This is a genomic window from Sphingomonas sp. NBWT7 (assembly GCF_014217605.1).
GTDB lineage: Bacteria > Pseudomonadota > Alphaproteobacteria > Sphingomonadales > Sphingomonadaceae > Sphingomonas.
On sequence record NZ_CP043639.1, the window covers coordinates 2,923,228 to 2,943,920 of the forward strand.

A 20,693-nucleotide genomic window follows, 5' to 3' on the forward strand; every position below is an offset into this window, starting at 1 on the left:
ATCGCAGCGAAAGATTGGAAAAGCGTTAGCGCGGGTCGCGAAGGTGAATGCGGGATTCACCATGCGCACCAAGCCGACCGAAACCTATCCGCGGCATGCCAGCATGGAGAGTGGCGCATTCGGCGCTCCGGGGAGCTGAAGTGATGCGCAGGTTTGTCCTGGCAATATTGTGCGCGACCACGTCGTCCGTCGCGATCGCCGGCCCGGCCGGGTGGACGGTGAGCGAGGCATCGGGCCCGGTTACGATCGCGCGCAGCGGGATCAGCAAGGTCGCGACGCGCGGCGGCAGTGTTAGCGCCGGCGACATCGTGACGACCGGACGCGGGGGCCGCGCGGTGCTGGTGCGGGGTAGCGAGTTCATGATGGTCGCGCCCGCCTCGCAGCTGCGCCTGCCGAGCGAGCCGCAAGCATCGGGCGTGACGAAGCTGTTCCAGGATTTCGGCAACGTCGTCTTCATGATCAAGAAGAAGATGACGCCGCATTTCGAGGTGCAGACGCCATATCTCGCCGCGGTGGTGAAGGGCACGACCTTCTCGGTCGGGGTCGCGGCGGGCGGCACGTCGGTGCAGGTGCTGGAGGGCGCCGTCGACGTGGCGACGATCGACGGGCGGGCGCACGACATGTTGACGCCCGGCGCAATCGCGATGGTTTCGGCCACCAACCGCCTCCGCATGACGATCGAGGATGCGGGGCGCGTGCGCGTGATCGAATCGCCGGCAGCGGCGGAGGTACAGCCGGCGCCGGATGGGGCGGCGACACCGGCCGTCGGCGAGGCGGCCACGGCGGCGCCTGCGGTGGCAACGAGTGATGCTGCCGCCGGTGACGCGCCACCGACGCTCGTCGCGGCGAGCGCGAGCAGCGCGGTGGTGGCGGTCGCGGCTGATGCAGTGGTGGTGCCTGCGGTTGTCTCGGCGCCGATAGTGCCGGCGCTGGCGGAAGCGGTCTATTCGGCGCCGACCTCGCTTGCCGCGACGACGGGCGGGCTCGTGACGGGGTCGATCGGCGGCGACATCACCGTTGCCGCGGCGGCAACCAAGCAGGCGGTCGAGGCGACCGTGACGACGACCAAGGTCGTCGAATCGGCGGCGACCATCATCGCGGCGCAGGCCGTATCAACCGGCGCGAGCGAGGCGGCGCAGAAAGCGGAGGCCAACGCCGGCGCGGCGGCCAAGGCGAAGGCCGAGAGCGAGCGGGTGGCTCAAGTCGCGGCGGCCGAGGCGACGGCCGCGAGCGAGAAAGCTGCAGCCGCGCAGGTTGCGCAGGAGCAGAGCGCGGCGACGAAGCTCGCTGCAGACACGGCGGCGGCGGATGCCGCGCGCGCGGCGGCGGCGGCGAACCAGCAGGCGGCCGCGGCCGACGCCGAGCGTCAGGCCCGCGTTGCTGCAGAAACACAGGCACGCCAGGAGGCTGCGGCAGCGGCGACGGCGGCGGCCGAGGCGAAGCGCGCAGGCGACGCGGCGGCGGCGGCGGAGACGGCACGTGCCGCGGCGGCGAGTGCGGCGGCTGCCGACAGTGTAGCCGCCGCTGAGCGGGCCGCGCGTGAAGCGGAAACGGTCGAGGCCGACCTCGTTCGGCAGCGGGCGCACAAGACCGCGATCGACCAAATCGCGCAGGATGCCGCAGCCGCAGCAGCAAAGGCGGCAGCCGAAGCCGAGCGTACGAACGATCCCGCGACGCGCGCCGCCGCCGACAAGGCAGCGCGCGATGCGGCGAAGGCAGCCGAGGACGCTGCACGGCAAGCGGAGCGGGCCGACAAGGCAGCGCGCGACAAGGGCGCGAAAGATGCGGAGAAGGCGGCTGCGGAAGCGGCAGCGCGCGCGGCCAAGGATGCCGAAAAAGCCGCACGCGATGGGGCCGACAAGGCGGCTGCGGATGCGGCGAGGGAGGCGGACAAGGCCGCGAAGGACGCCGAGAAGGCTGCCGAGAGGGCCGCCAAGGCAGCCGAAGATGCCGCGCGGGCAGACGTCGACAAGTCGGCGAAGGAAGCCGAGAAGGCGGCTCGCGACGCGGCATCGGAGAAGGCGACGAAGGAGGCCGAGAAGGCCGCGAAGGAGACCGACAAGGCAGCGCAGGACAAGGCTGCGCGAGACGCGGAGAAGGCCGTCAAGGATGCCGAGAAGGCGGCGGCGAAAGCAGCCGACGATGCCGCGAAGGAGGCCGAGCGCGTTGCCAGGGATGCGCAGAAGGCCGCCGAGGAAGCGGCAAAGGCCTCGAGCAAGGATGCCGAAAAGGCCGCCAAGGACGCCGGCAAACAGGCCGAGGAAGCGGCCAAGAAGCTCGAGGACGCGCTGAAGGACAAAAAGAAGTGAGAGGCGCCGGCGCGGTGCGTCGGCACCCGCCGCGTGTCATCGCGATCAGGCTCGATCGCTTAGACTGACCCGCACGAACGGTCGGGCGTTGCCCGGCGTGCATCGCCCTGGCTGTCGCCGACAATCGATCGCCCCGCCGCGCCGCCGATCGTGGTAGCGGCGGCGGAACGGGGGATCGGCTATTGCCGCGCTGTCGTCATGGCCTGAGCGACAGGCCGCGCAGCGCGCCCTCGCCGCGCCAGTCGGCGAGCAGCGCGTTGAAGGCGTTGATGCCGGGGGCGTAGGTCTGCCCGGCCTGTCCGCCGCTGACGTCGCCTTCGTTGTTGTAATAGCCCGGCGTGCAGCTTTCCAGATAGGCGCGGTTGACGACCGACAGCTTCTTGATCGTCGATACCCAGCCGTCCTGCGCCTCGGGTGTCGGCTCCACCTCGCTGACGCCGCGCGCCTTCGCCTCGGCGATGATATAGGCGATATGCTGCGCCTGATCGTCGAACATCGCGGTCATGTTCACCGACAGGCCGTTCTGCGACACGCCGATGTAGAACCAGTTGGGAAAGCCGTGGCTGGCGAAGCCGTGCAGCGTCTTATACCCGTCGGCCCAGTAATCGTGCAGCTTCTGCCCGCCGCGACCCTTGATGTCGAAGCCGACGCGCCGCTTGAACGAGGTCGTGATCTCGAAGCCTGAGGCGTAGACGATGCAATCGACCTCATATTCGCGACCGTTGGCGACGAGCCCCTTGGGCGTGATCCGCTCGACGCCCTTGCTCTCGCTGACATCGACGAGCTTGACGTTGGGGCGGTTGAAGGTCGGCAGATATTCGTCGTTGAAGGTCGGCCGCTTGCAGAACTGGCGGTACCACGGCTTGAGCTTTTCCGCAGTCTCCTTGTCGGCGACCGTCTCGTCGACGCGCTGGCGGATCGCGTTCATCTTGCGGAAGTCGGCGAGTTCGGCGTGCGCCATCGCGGCTTCGGGGCCGATCGTCTTGGCGTTGCGGACGACGAAGGACTGCACTTCGCGGAAGATCGACGTCCAATTGTCGTTCACCAGATCGTCGTCGAACGGGCGCCCTTCGATGATGTCGGCGAAATTATGCCGGCGCGCGCGCTGCCAGCCGGGCTGAAGTGTCTTTGCCCATTCGGGATCGGTCGGCTTGTTGCTGCGCGTGTCGACCGATGACGGCGTGCGCTGGAACACGTAGAGCTTCTTGGCGTGGCGGCCGAGCGCCGGGATGCACTGAATCGCGGTCGCGCCGGTGCCGATGATCGCCACCGTCTTGTCTTCGAGCTTCCACAGGTTGCCGGTCGTGTCGCCGCCGGTATAGCCGTAATCCCAGCGGCTGGTGTGGAAGCTGTGCCCTTCGAAGCTGTCGATGCCGGGGATACCGGGCAGCTTCGCGCGGCTCGCCGTGCCCAGCGCCGAGACGACGAAGCGCGCGCGCATCGCATCGCCGCGGTTGGTGCGGATGATCCAGCAGCGCTCCGTATCGTCCCACGCGAGTTCCGACACGCGCGTCTGAAACAGGGTGAGATCGTAGAGGCCGTAATGCTTGCCGATCCGCTGGCAGTGTTCGTAGATCTCGGTGACGTAGGAATATTTCTCCTTCGGCAGATAGCCGAGCTCCTCGAGCAGCGGCAGGTAGCAGTAGCTTTCGATGTCGCACTGCGCGCCAGGATAGCGGTTCCAGTACCAGGTGCCGCCGAAGTCGCCGCCGGCCTCGATGATCCGCAGATCGGTGACGCCCTTTTCCTTGAGCCGCGCCGCTGCGAGCATGCCGCTGAACCCGCCGCCGATCACCGCCACTTCGACGAAATCGGTGAGCGGCGCGCGGGTGAAGCCGGGTTCGACGTAGGGATCCTCCTCCGCATAGCGTGCGAAATCGCCCGACAATTCGTGATACTGGCGGTCGGCATCGGTGCGCAGGCGCTTGTCGCGTTCCGCGCGATAGCGCGCGCGCAGCGCCTCCACGTCGAGGTCGTCGGCCGGGGCCAGGCGGTCGCTGCTCGTCATCGTCACTCTCCGCTCAATCGTGCTGTCGTTCGCCGGCGCATCACTCGGCCGCATAGGCGAGGAAATCGGGATCGTAGGCGCGCTCCGGCTCCGCGCGGACGCGCTTGTCGAGCCGGGTCACGTCCTCACCGACCAGGATGCGCCAGCGATCCGCCTTCACCCCGTCGAGGATGATCGTCGCGGCCTTGGCGGCGCTGGTCGGCGCCATCTCCTCGAAGCGCTTGGCGAGCATCGCCTGCGCCTCGTTCAGCGCCGCATCGTCCATCGTCTCGGCACCTGCGACGCCGATCGCGGCAAGGTGGCGGCGCAGCTTCTGGCGGCCGACGTCGGTGAAGCCGGTATCGCCGAGCACGCGGCGCGAGTTGAGGCCGATCGGGGTGCCGATACCGCCCGGCATGACGATCGACGCCTGGATGTGCGGGGCATAGTTGCGCAGATCGGTGATCAGCGCCTCGGTAAAGCCCTTCACCGCGAACTTCGCCGCGCTGTACGCGGTGTGCGATACGCCGGGCATCAGCGCCGCCCAGAAGCCGTTGGCGCTCGACGTGTTGACGATATGCCCCGCGTCCGCGCGCTGGAGCATGGGGAAGAAGGCGCGGCACGTGTAATAGACGCCGAACCAGCAGATCTGGAACACGCGGTCCCATTCGGCGCGATCGTCGAGGACGAAGCTGCCGCCGCCGCCGATCCCGGCGTTGTTGAACAGCAAGTGGATGCGATCGGTGTCGTGCTCGCGCGCGACCTCGGCCGCGAAGCGGATCACCTGTTCCTCTTCGCCCACGTCAGCGATGTGGCTGGTGATGCGCACGCCTTGCGGCACGCCGTCCGCAACGCACAATCGCGTCGTCTCGGCCATCGAATCGGCGAAGAGATCGCACATCGCGACGCTCGCGCCTTGCGCGACGAGCTGGCGGACGAGTTCGCGCCCCATGCCGGTGCCGCCGCCCGTCACCACCGCCAGCCTGCCGCCGAAGTCCTGCATCATCCCGCTCCTCGATCGCATGTCGCGTCTGACGAGCGGCGCCGCGTGTGCCGCACCGGCGGCGACACCGTCAGCAGGCGATCGCAACCTCACGGCCAAGCGATCGCAGACATCCCCTCATCCCTGCGCCGCAATCTATAACGCGTTTCAACTAAGTCAAATCGCTTATTAGCTCGTGTGCGGCTGTAGGAGGCTGGTTTCGAGGGGTTAGGTTCCGGCGGCGGCGGCCGGGCGCGACCGCATCTCGCCCGCCCAGCGGACGAGGTTCGCGCACTCGTCGGGTAGCGCGAACTTGATCATGCGCGCGAAATCGATCGCGGTGAAGGCGACGATATCGGCCATCGTCACGCGCTCGGCGGCAATGAAGGCGCTTTCGCCCAGCCGCCGATCGAAGAAGCGTAACGCGCGCGTTGCCGCGCCGACATTGGCCTCGGCGATCGCAGGGACCTGAGTATCGAGCGCGGCGAGCGCGGGGTGCGTGTGGCGCACCGCCATCATCAGCGGGTTGGCGAGCAGCAACTCGGTGCGGCGCGTCCACATCTCGATCACCGCGACCTCGCGCGCGTCGCGGCCGAACATATTGGGTTCGGGAAAGACGCTCTCGAGATAGCGGCAGATCGCGATCGATTCGGTGATCGTCGTGCCGTCGTCGAGCTCAAGCGCGGGCACGTTTGCAAGCCCCACGCGCGCGACATAGTCGGGCGTCTTATGTTCGCCCTTGAACACGTCGACCGAGACGATCTCGATCTCGGCCTGCTTCTCCGCCAGGAACCAGCGGACACGGCGCGGATTGGGCGCGCGCGGGCTGTCGAACAGTCTCACTGCGCCGCCCCGATCTTGTCCTGCGTCTTGGTATCGAAGTCGGCTGCGTCGTGGCGCTCGTGGAGCTGGCTCGCGGGGTCGCCCATCACGCGGTTCACCATCCGCCCGCGCTTCACCGCCGGCCGCTCGGCGATCTGATCGGTCCAGCGCTGGACGTTCTTATATTCCTCCACCTGAAGGAAGGTGCCCGCCTCGTAGACCAGCCCCTTAACGAGCGCGCCGTACCACGGCCACACCGCCATGTCGGCGATCGTATAGTCGCTGCCGCCGAGATATTCGCTCTCGCCCAGCCGCCGATCGAGCACGTCGAGCTGCCGCTTCACCTCCATCGCGAAACGATCGATCGCATATTCGATCTTGAACGGGGCATAGGCGTAGAAATGGCCGAACCCGCCGCCGAGATACGGCGCGCTGCCCATCTGCCAGAACAGCCACGACAGGCATTCCGCGCGCGCCGCCGGATCGGTGGGTACGAACGCGCCAAACTTCTCCGCGAGATAGAGCAGGATCGCGCCTGATTCGAACACGCGCACCGGCGCGGGGCCGCTGCGATCGAGCAGCGCGGGGATCTTCGAGTTTGGATTGACGTCGACGAAGCCGCTCGAGAACTGATCGCCCTCATTGATGCGGATCAGCCACGCGTCATATTCGGCGCCGCTGTATCCTGCGGCGAGCAGCTCCTCGAGCAGGACGGTCACCTTCACGCCGTTGGGCGTCGCGAGCGAGTAGAGCTGCAGCGGATGCTTGCCGACGGGCAGATCCTTGTCGTGCGTCGGCCCCGCGATCGGACGGTTGATCGCGGCGAAGCGCCCACCGCTCTCCTTGTTCCAGGACCACACGGTCGGCGGGGTGTAGCTCGGTTCGGTCATGATCTGGCTCTCCTTGGCCGCGGTGATAGACGCGCCGCAGGGAACGACCAAGTCGGATGGCCGGCGGGTGCGGACAAGCTGTCCGCGCGCTCACCTGCGTTGATCGACCAGCATCGGCGATATCTAACGGCCTTGCGGTTGCGCTTGATCATCGCCGGGGCTTTGGCTCGCGTGATCGACGCGATCAGCGGCGCGAGCGACCGGCCGAGCCGACGTTCAGCCCACCGCGCAGATCGGACGATGGCCGCGCCTAGCCGCTGATCCGCGCGGTGGCGACCGCATTATAGAACAGCTTGTCGAGCGCGGCCGAGATGTCCTGGTTGGTCGTCACCTTAGTGTAGAGGCCTTCGGAGGCGCACGCCTGGAGCGCCGGCTCGATCGTGTGGAGATGCGGAGCGACGTTCGTCTGCGACCAGGGATCGTCGGTCAGCGCCTGGGCGAGATATTCGGTGTAGAGGATCGCGATGCGGATGCGGCGGTTCTTGATCGCGGTGCACCGCGTCGCGTCGAAGGCGATTTCGGGCACATTATTTACGCGATATTCGTCCTTCATCCCGTCGGTGATGATGAACAGCACGCCCTGCGGGGCAGCCCCGTTCAGTCCGGTTCCGGGGTTGCTCATCGCGGCGTTGGCGCGATCGGTCGCGTCGTCGCTCGCGCTGTCGCGATCGTTGAAGCCGACTTCGGTCGCCGCGCATGCCTCCGTCGGGCATCCGTTGCGGTAGAATAGCGATGGCGTCATGTTGACCGTCTTGGTCGCCGCCGTGTCGAGATCCGACGTCATCGGCTGCAATGTCGTATAGCCGCCTGCGCCGCGGAAGGTGGCGATCGCCATACGGTAGCGCGCACCATTCTTGCTCGACACCGATTTCGCACTGGTGGCGAGGCGGGAGATCGCCGTGCCCGCCTCGTCGATGCGCAGCTTGAGATTGTACGATTTCGCGACGCCGTAGAGATCGGTCATGTTGCCGTTCGCGTCGCGCCCCTTAGTGCTGTCGTTGACCGAATGGCAGGCGAACTGGCAGTTTTTTGGGTTGCTTTGTCCGACGAGCTGCAGGCCTTCCGACGTTACCGGCAGTGCCATCGAGCCCGAGACGTCGGCGAGCATGTAGAAATCGATGTTCGGCGCGGTCGCGTTGGTGGTGACCGACGTGCCGCCGATGTCGAGCGTGTTGACGCCGAGGATCTTGGCGAAGGTGTTGCGCGACGTGCCGCGATAGGTGACGGTTGCGGTGCGGCGCCCGCTCGCGTCGGTCGGCGCGGTGACGGTGATCGCGGTAATCGTCACGCCGGCCGCGGCGAGGATCGGTGACGACTGCACCTGGAACATCTGCTGCGCATAGCCCGCGGCGGCGGCATCCGGCTGGGTCAGGATCAACTTGCTGACCGCGACGAGCGCTGCCGCATCGGCGACCGCGTTGAGCTTCGTCTGCGATTTCATCGCGCGCGCGTAATCCACGCCCATGCCGATGGTGAAGCACAGCGGGATGACGGTGAAGGCAAAGATCATCAGCGTCGCGCCGCGCCGATCGCGTCGGAGCCGACGCCAGAGCCGAAGGGTCATGTCAGCAATCCCCGCAGTCGATCTTCGCGCTGTTGCGCGGCAGCATGTAGAGGCTGTCCGCCAACCGGACGACGGCGAGGTCACCGAAGAAAACGGGCGGCGTGTACCCGTAGGTGACTTCGGACAGCAGGAAATAGGTGCCGGGAATGCGCATCTGCACCGGGATCGTCATCTGCGTGCCCTTCGCCAACGGCAGGCCGCCGCGCGCACGGCTCCACTGGACGGTGGTCCGGTTGGCCGCATCAGTCATCACTTGCGTGACGCGCATCGTCGCGGGGCCGGCGGGGTAGGGGGCGAGCACCTGCGTGCTCGCGCCAAGCACGCCGTCGACCGCCGCCGCCGTCGTATCGCCTGTCAGGTTCTGCGCGACGAGATCGGCAAGCGCGCGTGTCGCGATCGTCACCTTGCGATTGCAGGCGATCGCATCCTGCAATTGGAGCGTCCCGTAATAAAGAGTGAGCGCGACCGGCAGCACAAGCGCGAATTCGACCAGCGCTGTGCCCGATCGTTCGGCGCGCAGCCGGCACAATGCGGCGATCATTGATACGCCTCCGATTTTCCGACCGACGTTGCCACCAGCAGGCGAGAGCGCTTGCCCCGGTTGGCCAGCAGCACCAGCGGATCCGCCTCGATCGGCCAGGGATACATCAGGCGCACGAGAACAATGGCGCCCCCTGAGCCCAGATCGTAGGCGAAATTGTTCGTGACCTTTCCGGTCGAATCGTACGTCAGCGTCGGCACCGCACTGTCGATCGTCCCCCAAGTCGCGGCGCTCTTCACCTCGACCAGCAGGTTCGCGCATTTGAGGAATGTCGGCAGTGCCGCGCACGCGGCCTTCCGATAGCGCTCGGCGAGTTCGGCGTCGGTCATGCCAAGCGTCCGTCCGGTAGCGTCGGCGAGCTGTGCTTTGCCGGTGATGACGCTTCGCGCCGAAGCCTCCACGCCGGTCTCGAGCGCCTCCGCGGCGAAATAGACGAGGCTGGTCTGCAAGATCGCCAGCATCAGCGCGATGAACGGGATCGCGACGAACGCGAATTCGACGATCACGGCGCCGCGTCGGTCGCGAAACAGGTGCAGCGCGCGCTGGGCGAAAAGGCGATGAAAAAGGTTCATTCCGGCTCGATCGTCGCCACCAATGCCGGTCAACCGTTAAGATTCGGCCAACTGACGATCAAAAGGCGGGAAGCGAGCGGAAAGGAATCAACCAGGTTGGACTGGTATGTTTGACAGCGTCGCATAGTGCAAAGCTATTGCTATGATGGAACGTCGATGCGCTTTTTCCGGTTAGCGCAGAACTTTGCGTACAGATCGATTGAATTGGTGGAGGGCAAACTTCGTTTTTTCTGATCGTGCGTACCAGCATCGCGTTGTCGCGTTGGCATCGTCCTGTGCGGCAAGTAGTTGGCGCGACATCGAGTAGCGGAACATTAATCGGATTGCGACGTTCGGCCGTTAGGCCGGCGCTTCGGGGCATGCCCACCTCTCGCGCGGGACATAGATGACCGATACGACGACCGAAACGCCGCCGGGCGGGCCGCCGCCCCATCTACCCGGCCATGCCAATCACGACATGACCGACGACAGCAACAGCATCTTCTTTGCCGCGGTGAAGACGACGCGGATGCCGATGATCGTCACCGATCCAAACCAGCCGGACAATCCGATCGTCTTCGCCAACCCGGCGTTCGTCAACATGACGGGTTATGACTGGGACGAACTGGTCGGGCGCAATTGCCGGTTGCTCCAGGGCCCCGATACCGATCGCGAGACGGTGGCGGAGGTGCGCCGCGCTGTCCAGCGCCGGCAGGAAACGTCGGTCGAAATCCTCAATTACAAGAAGAACGGCGCGGCGTTCTGGAACGCGCTATTCATCTCGCCGGTATTCGATTCGGACAATCGGCTGATCTATTTCTTCGCCTCCCAGCTCGACGTGACACGGCGTCGCGATGCGGAGGAAGGCCTGCGGCAGGCGCAGAAGATGGAGGCGGTCGGCCAACTGACCGGCGGGGTGGCGCACGACTTCAACAATCTGCTGACGGTGATCCAGGGCTTCGGCGACGTGCTGAAACATCAGATCGAAAGCGACGGCGATTTCGATCGTCGAAGGGCGGCGCGGTCGATCAACGCGGTGCTGCAGGCGGCGGAACGCGGCGCAACGCTGACGCAGCAGCTGCTCGCCTTTTCCCGCCGGCAGAAGCTGCAGGGGCGCGTGATCAATATCGTCGACCTGATCGACGAGCTGCAGCCGCTGATCGAGCGGACCGCGGGCGGGCTCGTCAAGGTGGAGATCACGCATCAGGAGACGACCTGCAACGCGCGGATCGATCCGACGCAGGCGGAACTCGCGATCATCAATATCCTCCTCAACGCGCGCGATGCGATGCCCAACGGCGGCAGGATCCTGATCGACGTGCGCAATCGATCGATCGACGTGGCCGACAAGGGCTTCGGCGAGATCGAGGCGGGCAATTACGTATCGGTGACGATCACCGACGAGGGCGTCGGCATGTCGCCGGACGTGCTGAAGCGCGTGACCGAGCCGTTTTTCACCACCAAAGATCAGGGCAAGGGCACGGGCCTCGGCCTTTCCATGGTGTACGGGTTCGTCAAGCAATCGGGCGGGTCGCTCGAACTCCAGTCGGAAGAAGGTAACGGCACCACGGTACGCATGCTGTTTCCGTGCGAGACGGCACAGGTCGATCCGGTCCACGAGCGCGTCCAGCGCTCGCTGGCCGACAAGCGCGGCAGCGAAACGGTGCTGATCGTCGAGGATCAGATCGATGTCGGAGACTATGCCGAAACCGTGCTTGCCGAATTCGGCTACACCGTGCTGCGCGCGGAGAACGCGAACGAGGCGCTGGCGCTGCTCGACGGCGCAGGCCAGATCGATCTGCTGTTCAGTGATCTGATCATGCCCGGCGGCATGAACGGCGTGATGCTGGCACGCGAGGTGAAGCGGCGTCGCCCCAAGATGCGCGTGCTGCTGACCACCGGTTACGCCGAATCCTCGATCGAGCGGGTGGATGCGCGCGGGGCGGAATTCGAGCTGATCCAGAAGCCCTACAAGCGCAGCGAGCTCGCCACCAAGGTGCGGCAGGTGATCGAAGGCCCGACCGGGATCGGAACGCACGGCGGGTAATGCGGGGCGTTGCACCCCCGATTGCCGCCGCGACCAACATGGATTAGAGTGTTCCCGCTTTGGACCGCCAACCGCTTGCTCCCACGCCCGTAGAGCCGTTCGAACCGTCGCCTGAAACCGGTGCGGCGATTGCGGCATTCGCTGCCGGCCTCGACAGCGGCGATCCGATGCAGATCGGCTTCGTGATGACGCCCGTCGCGATGGTCGTCGTCGATCCGACGCTGCCCGATAGCCCGCTGATCTTCGTCAATCGCGCGTTCGAGCGGTTGACCGGATTTCCCGCCAGTGAGGTTCTCGGGCGCAACTGCCGCTTCATGCAGGGACCGCTGACCAATCCCGACGATGTCGCGCGGCTGAAGGACGCCATTGCGCGGCGCGAGCCGATCGAGCTCGATTTGCTGAACCATCGGCGGGACGGTACGCCGTTCTGGAACCGGCTGATGGTCGCGCCGGTGTTTCGCGACGACGGATCCTTGCGCTATTTCGTCGCCTCGCAGATCGACGTCACGATCGAGCGGCACCGTGTGCACAAGCTCGAGCAGGATCGCGAGGCGCTCGCCGACGAGGTGGCGCAGCGCGACGCCGATCTCGCGGCGCACAACGCCCGGCTGCGGCTGGCACTGAAGGCCGGCGCGCTCGGCACCTGGACGCTCGATCTGCCCGAGCAGGTGCTGACGGCGTCGTCGGGGTGCAAGCGCGTGTTCGGCCGGCCGCTGGCAGCGCCGTTCACCTACGACGACCTGCTGACGGCGATCCACCCCGACGACCTTCCGGCAATGCAGGCGGCGGTGCGTCGGACGATCGAGCATGGCGCGCCGTACGAGATCGAATATCGCATCCTGACACCGGGGGGAGAGCAGCGCTGGGTGCTGGTGCAGGGCGAACTGCAGTATCGCGCCGACGGAACGCCGCTATCGATGGCGGGCTTCTCGACCGACATCTCCCAGCGCAAGTTCGCCGAGGAGCATCGCGCGGTGCTGGCGCGCGAGCTGACGCATCGCGTCAAGAATACGCTCGCCACCGTCAACGCGGTGGTCAGCCAGACCCTGCGCGACGCCGCGTCGATCGAGGATGCGGCGGCGACGATATCCGGGCGTATCGCGAGCCTCGGCGCGGCGCAGGAGCTGCTGATCCAGGACGAGGTGGAGGGGGCGGCGATCGGCGACATCGTCGAGAAGGCGCTGCTGCCGTTTCGCGACCGCGACGGCGCGCGTTTCGCGATCGACGGGCCAGCGGTTCGCCTGTCGCCGGAGATCACGCTCGCGCTCGCGATGGCGCTGCACGAACTGGCGACCAACGCGGTCAAATACGGTGCGCTGTCCGTACCGGAGGGGCGGGTTGCGATCGAATGGTCGATCCGGCGCAAGGAAGGCGGGCGGCGCCTGTTCCTTTGCTGGGGCGAGCACGACGGACCACCGGTTACACCGCCAACCCGCACCGGTTTCGGCACGCGTATGATCGAGCGCGTGCTACGCAAGCACGTGCGGGGCGGCGCGGCGATCCAATATCTCGAAAGCGGCGTGCGCTTCGAGATCGAGGCGCCGGTCTGACTCTATCGGTCCGGTGACGCCGCGTCTGTCAGCAGCCCGGCGTGACGTGCGGTCACTCTACAGGCACTTCGCACCGGATACCGCGTGAATGGATCGCGATCCTATGCGTATCGGCAAGTTGGTAGATTACTGCCCCCCGGCCGGATGATCGCGCCCAGGTGACGATCGATGGGCGCAGGCGTACAGGGCGCCATGCGTTTAGCGACACGAATCCGGGCTTTCCTTGCCGAGGAGGATTGGCAGTTCGCGCCGCACGAGCTGCCGACGATGCCCGGATCGCCGGGTTCGCCCGCGCACCCGTGGCGCCGGCGCATCGCCTACGCGCTGGTTGCCGTACTCGTCGGCCTCACCGGCGGTTTCGGTAACGCGCTGATTGCGGCCAATACGACGACGCTCGGCGGCGCGTTAGGGCTCGATCCCGCGCAGGTCGCGTGGCTGCCCACGGTTTATGTGATGACCAACGTCAGCATTAACCTGCTGCTGATCAAATTCCGCCAGCAATTCGGTTTGCGGCCGTTCGCGATCGTCTTCCTGGTGCTCTACGTCGGCTTCACTTTCGCGCATCTGTTCGTGCGTGATTTCGGCTCGGCGATCCTTGTACGTGCGGCGAGCGGGATGGCGGGGGCGCCGCTATCCAGCCTCGCGCTCTATTACCTTATGCAGGCGTTTCCGGCGGAATGGCGGCTGCGCGCAGTGGTCGTCGGGATCGGCATTCCGCAATGCGCGACGCCGCTTGCCCGGCTGTTTTCGCCCGAGCTTCTGGCGATGAGCCAGTGGCGCACGCTCTACCTGTTCGAACTCGGCCTCGCCGCGCTCAGCCTCGCCGCGGTGCTCGCCTTCCGCCTGCCGCCGACGGTGCGGATCAAGGCGTTCGAAAAGCTCGATTTCGTGACTTTCCCGCTGTTCGCGATCGCAATGGCCCTCTTCGCGGCGGTGCTCGGGCTCGGCCGGATCGTTTGGTGGACCGAAGCACCGTGGATCGGATGGGCATTGCTCGCGGCGATCCCGATGCTCGTCACCGCGCTCGTCATCGAACATGGCCGCACCAACCCGCTGCTCAACACGCGCTGGCTGGCGAGCGCCGACATCGTGCGTTTCGCGATCGTGACGATCATGGCGCGCATCGTCCTGTCGGAGCAGACGTACGGCGCGGTCGGGCTGCTGACCGTGCTGGGGCAGAATAACGACCAGCTCATCGCTTTCTTCCTGATCATCTTCGCCGCGACCGTTGCGGGGGTGGCGGCTAGCGCGGCGACGATCGATCCGCAGCGGTTGACGCAGCCCGTGATGCTGGCGATCGGCCTCGTCGCGGTGGCGGCCTATGCCGATTCGCACGCGACGAGCCTGACGCGCGCGCCGCAGCTCTACGTCACGCAGGCGCTGATCGCCTTTTCGGCCGCCTTCTTCCTTGGCCCTGCGTTGTTGTTCGGCATGACGCGCGCGCTGGCGGCGGGCAGCGGGCACATCATCAGTTTCATCGCGCTGTTCGGCATCGTCAATTCGATCGGCGGGTTGGGCGGGGCGGCACTGCTCGGCACGTATCAGGTGATGCGCGAGAAGGCGCACAGCGCTGCGATCGTCGAGGCGGTGGCGCCGACCGATCCGCTGGTGCAGGCGCGACTGGCGGCAGGGTCCGCAGGGATCGCGCGTGTCGTCGGCGATCCGGCGCTGGCGCGCGCCGAAGGCGGCGTGCTGTTGTCGCAGAGCGCGACGCGCGAGGCGAACATCCTTGCCTATAACGACGTGTTCCGGCTGATCGCATTGCTCGCCGGGCTGACCTTCGCCTATCTCGCCTTTCTTCTGATACGCCGCCGCGTCCGCGCGCGGCGCGAGGCCCTTGCATGACCGACGCCCGTTCACCCGTTCCCGCCACTCCCGCCACCGACGAGAAGATCGCGGAGGATGCCGCCGCGGTGACAGCCCAGCCGGCGGGGTCGGGCTGGTCGCCACCGGTGGTGTCGCGTCGCGCGGCGCTCGTCATCGCGCTGCTGGCGCTCGGCGGGATGCTGGCGGTGCTCGCCGCGTGGCGCATCTGGCCGTTCACCGTCGCGCGCGAATCGACCGACAACGCCTATGTCCGCGGCCGCGTGACCGTGGTCGCGCCGCAAGTGTCGGGTTACGTCACCCAGGTCGCGGTGGCCGATTTCGCCAGCGTCCGGCGCGGCGAGCCGCTGGTGCAGATCGACCAGCGGATCTACGCGCAGCGCGTCGCGCAGGCCGAGGCTGCGCTCGCTGCGCAGCAGGCGACGCTCGCCAACAATCGCCAGCAGGCGGCGAGCCGCGCGGCGAGCGTGCAGGCGCAGGACGCGGCGGTGCAGAACGCCGCGGCGCAGTTGATGCGCGCACGCGCCGACATGAACCGCGTCAACGACCTCGTCACCGACGGGTCGGTATCGCTGCGCGAGCGCGACCAGACGCTTGCCGCGCTGCGCCAGGCCGAGGCGGGCGTCGCGCAGGCGGAGGCGGCACGCGAGATCGCGCGGCAGGAGGTGCGCACCGTGGCGGTCGGGCGCGGCGGGCAGCAGGCCGGCGTGCAGGGCGCCGAGGCGGCACTGCGGCTGGCGCGGATCGACCTTGCCAACACCGTGATCCGCGCGCCGGAGGCGGGGCGGCTGAGCGAGGTGGGCGTGCGCGTCGGGCAATATGTGACGGCGGGATCGCAGCTGATGTTCCTCGTTCCCGCCGACGTGTGGGTGATCGCCAACTTCAAGGAGGCGCAGACCGCGAACGTCGCGGTAGGCCAGCGTGCGAGCTTCACCGTCGACGGGCTCGCCGATGCGCGGCTCACCGGGCGGGTCGAGCGCATCTCGCCCGCCGCGGGCAGCGAGTTCGCGGTACTGAAATCGGACAATGCGACGGGCAATTTCACCAAGGTGCCGCAGCGCATCGCGGTGCGGATCCGGATCGATCCCGGCCAGCCGCTCGCCGCGCGGTTGCGCCCCGGCATGTCGGTGCAGGCGCGCGTCGAGACCGCGGCGGGGGCGGCCATCCGGTGAGGGTGCGCGCGCTCCTCCTCCCCGCAATGCTGGCAGGCTGCACGCTGCCAGGCCCACGCGCGGACGCGCCACCCGGCGCCGCCGTCACGCCGCCGGCGGGATGGCGCACGCCGTTGAACCCCGGCGGCCCGATCCGGGCCGATTGGTGGGAGGCGTTCGGCGATCCCGTGCTCGCCAGCCTCGTCACCCGCGCGCTCGCCGCCAACGTCGACATCCAGATCGCGGCGGCGCGGGTGGAGGAAGCGCGCGCGGCGGAGGCGCTGTCGCGTGCCAACTTGCTGCCGCAGATCGGCGGCACGGTGGCGGAGACGCAGGGGCAGACGCTGAGCCCGTTCGGCACGCCGAGCCGCGCGATCGGTGCGCAGCCGGGGATCACCGCGAGTTACGACCTCGACCTGTTCGGCCGGCTGCGGTTCGCCCGCGCGGCGGCGCGCGCACAGCTGCTGGCCAGCGAGGGGGCGCGTGACACCGTCCGGCTCGCTACCGCCGCCGCGGTTGCCACCGGGTACGTCACGCTACGCGCGCTCGATCAGCGGCTGGCGATCGCCCGCGCGACGCTGGCGGCACGGGCGGAAGCGCAGCGGATCGCGCGTCGGCGCTACGAGACGGGCTATTCCTCGCGGCTCGAATATCGCCAGGCGCAGGCCGAATATGCCGCAACCGCGCAGCTCGTCCCCGCCGCGGCACTGGCCATCGGCCGGCAGGAGAATGCGCTGTCGCTGCTGCTCGGCGACAATCCGGGGCCGGTTCCGCGCGGGCTGTCGCTCGACGCGATCCGGCTGCCGCCGATCCCGGACAGTCTGCCCGCCGATCTGCTGCGGCGGCGCCCCGATCTGTTCCAGGCGGAACAGACGCTGGTCGCCGCCGATCGCAGCCTCGACAGCCAGCGGGCCGCGATGTTGCCCAATCTAGCACTCACCGGTTCCGCCGGGCTTGTCCTGTCGACCGCGCTGGCAAATCCGATCGGCGTCTTCACGCTCGGCGCGAGCGTCCTCGCGCCGCTGTTCGACGGCGGGCGGCTGGCGGCGCAGGAAGATGCCGCGACGGCGCGGCGCGATCAGGCGGCGTTCGGCTATCGCCGCGCCGCGCTACAGGCGTTCCGCGAAGTCGACGATGCGCTCGACGGGGTGCGCCGCACGGGCGAGCAGGCCGAGGACCTCGCGCAGCAGACCGCGGCGGCGCAGGGAGCGCTGCAGAACGCCTCCAACCGCTATCGTGCGGGCTATTCCGCCTATATCGAGCAGCTCGACGCGCAGCGCAGCCTGCTGACCGCGGAACTGTCACTGGTGCAGGCGCGAAGCGATCGGTTGGCGAGCTACGTCGCCTTGTACCAGGCGATGGGGGGCGGCTGGTCCGCAGACGATGTGCGCGGCACCACGCGCTGACGCGCAGATCCCGCGCGGAATAACGCGACGATGCCGGATGCGATGATCGTTCGTTGGATGGCACGATCCCATTTGATGTAGCCCGACCGCACGTCGGCCATTCTGGAATTGCAGGAGCGTTCGACCATGACGTCTAGCGGTGCGCCCATCGACGAGATCGGCACGTTGATCCGGGACGGCGGCGGCTTTTTTCTGCGGCGCGACGGGGGCGGGTGCTACGCGCTCGAGCTGCATCGCACGCCGGTCGATCTGGTGGAAAAGCGTGTGCGGCTGCGCGGCACACTGGTCGGCGCGGATCGCGTCGACGTGGAAGGCGTCGCGCCGGCGTGACGCCGTCACGCGCCTGCCAGCGTCCGTATGGCGGGCACGTCGTGCACGAAGACGCCTGGCGCGGTGTGCGACACGAGTGTCTCGATCGCTGCCGCGACCAGCGGGGCACGAAGCGGCGCGTAACGGCGAAGCGGACCGATCAGCAACGGGTCGATCAGCGTCGCGACGCGTTGCGCGATCGCCTCTGCCGGGCGCCGATCGGCACGTGGCCCGAGCAGCAGGCTCGGGCGTAAGATATCGACGCGATCGTAACCGATCGCCCGGATCGCCGCCTCGGCCTCGCCCTTGACCGACAGGTACAGGCCACGCCCGCCGGCCCCGACCGAGCTTACCAAGATGAAATGGCGCGCGCCGGCGCGGCGGGCTAGCCGCGCGAAGGCGACGACGAAATCATGATCGACGCGTCGGAAGCGTGCCGGCGATCCGGCCGCGCGTAACGTCGTGCCGAGGCACGAGATGCCGACGTCAGCCACGGCGACCGGGATCGTCGCCGGATCGTCAACGAGACGCTCGAAAGCGATCGGACGCTCACACACGCGCGTCGCTGACCGCACCAGACTGTCGAGCCGGACATCGTCGTGGCGCAGCAACCGCGTGGTTACCAATCCACCGACCAACCCGGTGCCGCCGACCATAAGGATATTCGTCATGCAGCGCAGGCTAGCGCCCGGCGACTGCTTGTCGACCTTCACCCGTCGCGCACCCCGCTTGCCAATGCGGCGGCGAACGAGCCGCTACGATACGGGCGGCTTCGGCGGCGAACGCCGGTCCTCCGGTTGGAGTTCCCGGCGTTCCTCACGACTGCCGGGCATCGCGCGATATCCACCTTGCCGGTGCGGACGATCGCGGTGCCTCAACACGTCACGCAGCGCATCGACGCTGCCCGGCCGTCATTGTTGCCTTGGTTCGGCGTAGGTTCCGACTAGGTCGCCAGTCGTCACGACATGGCCGGCGGCGGCGGCGAGCAGCTGGTCGCGGGTCGCGCCGGGTGGCAGGTCGAGCTGCCGGTCGAGTGCGAGCACTTGGAAATGGTAGCGGTGCGGGCGGTCTCCCTTGGGCGGCCGCGGGCCGTACCAGCCGACCGTGCCGCGCGATGTCGCGCCCTGCATCACGCCTTCCAGCGCCCCGCCGTTCAGCCGGTCGCGCTCCTGCAAACCGGCGGGCAGGCTGGTCGTCGTCGCGGGAAGGTTCCACGCGACCCAGTGGATGACCGGTTTTGCCGATCCGTCGGGATCCTCGACGACGATCGCGTAGGAAGCCGCGCCGGGTACCGCGGTCCAGCGCAGCGCGGGAGAAATGCCGAGGCCGTACTCGCTCTGCTCGCGCGGGATGGCGCCATTGGGCCCGAAGCCGTCGGCGCTGACGGTCAGCCGGGCGCTGCCGGTCGCGCGCGCTTCGGGCCGGGCGAGCGCGAGCGGCACGTTGGTGCCGCGCGCCGCCTGCTCGAGCATCGGTCCGGCGGGCGGGTTCATCGCCGCGGCCTGCCCCGTCGCGCCGTCGTAGGTGATGCGGTAGATGATCCCGTTGGCGTCGTCGGACAGCAGGATCGATCCGTCGGCCATCACCGCGACGCCGCACGGGCGGCCATAGTGGCTGTTGCCGTCGCGGCTCATGAAGCCGGTGACGAACGGCTCGATCCGCGTTGCCTGACCGCTGGCATCGAAGCGGACCCGCGCGAGTTCGTAGCCGGAGGCGGGCTTGCGGTTCCAGCTTCCCCGCAGCGCGACGAAGGCGTCGCCGCCCGCATCGGGGCCGAAGCCGCCGCCGGGGTGGAAGGCCATTTGCATGCCGGCGGAATGCGCGACGTGGGTGAGCACCGGATTGGTCGAGGCAGCGGCCCATTTCGCGCCGGTGATGCCGCCGGGCGGCTCGTCCTGCGGGTTGAGCTTTCCGTCCTCGAACACATAGGGCCAGCCGTAGCGCTTGCCCGCTTCGAGCCGGTTGACCTCCTCGCGCTGGAGATCGTTGCCGAGCCAGTCGATCCCCTGATCCCACCCCCACAGCTCGCCGGTGCGCGGGTGCCAGCCGAAGCCGATCGTGTTGCGCAATCCCGACGCCCAGATGCGGCGCGACTTGCCGTCGAGGCTGGCGCGGATCAGCGTCGCATTCTCCTGGCTCGATTCGTCGCACGCGTTGCACGTCGAGCCGGCGCTGATGTACAGCATCTTGTCCGGCCCCACTGCCAGCGTGCGGTTGAGGTGCTGGCCGCCGTCGGGCAGATCGTCGATCAGCGTCTCGACCGCGCCGATGCTGCCGTCGGGGCGCAGTGGGGCGCGGAACACTTCGCGCACCGTCATGAAATAGAGCATGCCGTCGTGGATCGTCAGACCGTGGAGGCCGGGCCGATTGACGATGACGGTGGGTGGGCCGTCGGCGCGCCCGTCGCGGTTCGCGTCGACCAGGCGGATGATGTCCGCTTCCGACCGCCGGCTGACGTAGACCGACCCGTCGGGCGCGACGGCCATGATCCGTGTGTTGCCTAGCCCGCTCCCCCATACGCTGGCGCGATAGCCGCGCGGCAGCTTCAGCGTGGACGCAAAGTCGGGACCGGGCTTCTGCGGGGTAAGCTCGTGGAAGAACGCCTCCACCTTGCGTTTATCGTTATCCTCCGGGCTGCTCTGCGCGAGCGCGGGGGCGGCGCCCAGCAGGAGCGTCGATACGAGCAGGGCAGCCTTCATCTATGGTATCCCGTTGTTCACTACGGGGAATGCACAACCCGTCATCGCGCTCCCGCGATCG

At 67.7% G+C, this 20,693-nt stretch carries 16 protein-coding genes; 7 read left to right on the forward strand and 9 right to left on the reverse strand.

The features are described from left to right. Positions 1 to 143: 143 nt before the first annotated feature. The gene (locus F1C10_RS14170) at positions 144 to 2,309 is read left to right on the forward strand and encodes a FecR family protein (protein WP_185207123.1); all 2,166 of its coding nucleotides are present in this window, start codon (positions 144 to 146) and stop codon (positions 2,307 to 2,309) included. A 196-nt stretch (positions 2,310 to 2,505) separates the two neighbouring features. On the opposite strand, the gene F1C10_RS14175 is transcribed toward F1C10_RS14170, so the two are convergent. From F1C10_RS14175 to F1C10_RS14205, 7 genes are all read right to left on the reverse strand, one after another. Continuing rightward, positions 2,506 to 4,317, reverse strand: a complete 1,812-nt coding sequence (locus tag F1C10_RS14175) for an NAD(P)/FAD-dependent oxidoreductase (RefSeq protein WP_185207125.1) — start codon at positions 4,315 to 4,317, stop codon at positions 2,506 to 2,508. Between the two features lie 40 nt (positions 4,318 to 4,357). Then, positions 4,358 to 5,299 (reverse strand): SDR family oxidoreductase, encoded by a 942-nt coding sequence (locus F1C10_RS14180; protein WP_185207127.1) that lies wholly within the window; start codon positions 5,297 to 5,299, stop codon positions 4,358 to 4,360. A gap of 207 nt (positions 5,300 to 5,506) precedes the next feature. After that, positions 5,507 to 6,121 (reverse strand): glutathione S-transferase family protein, encoded by a 615-nt coding sequence (locus tag F1C10_RS14185; protein WP_185207129.1) that lies wholly within the window; start codon positions 6,119 to 6,121, stop codon positions 5,507 to 5,509. After that, entirely contained in the window at positions 6,118 to 6,990 is an 873-nt protein-coding gene (yghU, locus tag F1C10_RS14190) for a glutathione-dependent disulfide-bond oxidoreductase (RefSeq protein WP_185207132.1), read from the reverse strand. Before yghU ends, F1C10_RS14185 begins: the two co-directional genes overlap by 4 nt. A gap of 250 nt (positions 6,991 to 7,240) precedes the next feature. Then, complete coding sequence (locus F1C10_RS14195) at positions 7,241 to 8,554, reverse strand: pilus assembly protein TadG-related protein (protein ID WP_185207134.1); 1,314 nt, start codon at positions 8,552 to 8,554, stop codon at positions 7,241 to 7,243. 1 nt (position 8,555) lies between these two features. Then, on the reverse strand, positions 8,556 to 9,095 hold the full coding sequence (locus F1C10_RS14200) for a TadE/TadG family type IV pilus assembly protein (protein ID WP_185207136.1): 540 nt from the start codon (positions 9,093 to 9,095) through the stop codon (positions 8,556 to 8,558). Then, positions 9,092 to 9,700 (reverse strand): TadE/TadG family type IV pilus assembly protein, encoded by a 609-nt coding sequence (locus F1C10_RS14205; protein WP_185207138.1) that lies wholly within the window; start codon positions 9,698 to 9,700, stop codon positions 9,092 to 9,094. The genes F1C10_RS14200 and F1C10_RS14205 overlap by 4 nt, the downstream gene beginning before the upstream one ends. A 352-nt stretch (positions 9,701 to 10,052) precedes the next feature. Here F1C10_RS14205 and F1C10_RS14210 point away from each other — a divergent pair, with 352 nt between their 5' ends. From F1C10_RS14210 to F1C10_RS14235, 6 genes are all read left to right on the forward strand, one after another. Continuing rightward, complete coding sequence (locus F1C10_RS14210) at positions 10,053 to 11,693, forward strand: histidine kinase famiy protein (RefSeq protein ID WP_185207140.1); 1,641 nt, start codon at positions 10,053 to 10,055, stop codon at positions 11,691 to 11,693. Between the two features lie 59 nt (positions 11,694 to 11,752). Next, positions 11,753 to 13,243 (forward strand): PAS domain-containing protein, encoded by a 1,491-nt coding sequence (locus tag F1C10_RS14215; RefSeq protein WP_185207141.1) that lies wholly within the window; start codon positions 11,753 to 11,755, stop codon positions 13,241 to 13,243. A 192-nt stretch (positions 13,244 to 13,435) separates the two neighbouring features. Further along, positions 13,436 to 15,088: an MFS transporter gene (locus F1C10_RS14220; protein ID WP_185207143.1), complete on the forward strand. Its 1,653-nt coding sequence runs from the start codon at positions 13,436 to 13,438 to the stop codon at positions 15,086 to 15,088. Further along, a complete protein-coding gene (locus F1C10_RS14225) occupies positions 15,085 to 16,239 on the forward strand; it encodes an HlyD family secretion protein (protein ID WP_185207145.1) in 1,155 nt (384 codons plus the stop codon). Before F1C10_RS14220 ends, F1C10_RS14225 begins: the two co-directional genes overlap by 4 nt. Positions 16,240 to 16,265: 26 nt before the next feature. After that, positions 16,266 to 17,624, forward strand: a complete 1,359-nt coding sequence (locus F1C10_RS14230) for an efflux transporter outer membrane subunit (RefSeq protein WP_185210269.1) — start codon at positions 16,266 to 16,268, stop codon at positions 17,622 to 17,624. Positions 17,625 to 17,750: 126 nt separating this feature from the next. Continuing rightward, positions 17,751 to 17,954 carry a DUF5818 domain-containing protein gene (locus tag F1C10_RS14235; RefSeq protein ID WP_185207147.1) on the forward strand — a complete coding sequence of 68 codons (204 nt, stop codon included), beginning with the start codon at positions 17,751 to 17,753 and terminating at the stop codon, positions 17,952 to 17,954. 5 nt (positions 17,955 to 17,959) lie between these two features. On the opposite strand, the gene F1C10_RS14240 is transcribed toward F1C10_RS14235, so the two are convergent. Together F1C10_RS14240 and F1C10_RS14245 are read right to left on the reverse strand one after the other, a co-directional pair. Further along, entirely contained in the window at positions 17,960 to 18,604 is a 645-nt protein-coding gene (locus F1C10_RS14240) for an NAD(P)H-binding protein (RefSeq protein ID WP_185207149.1), read from the reverse strand. Positions 18,605 to 18,844: 240 nt separating this feature from the next. Next, complete coding sequence (locus F1C10_RS14245) at positions 18,845 to 20,632, reverse strand: YbhB/YbcL family Raf kinase inhibitor-like protein (RefSeq protein ID WP_185207151.1); 1,788 nt, start codon at positions 20,630 to 20,632, stop codon at positions 18,845 to 18,847. Positions 20,633 to 20,693 lie beyond the last annotated feature (61 nt).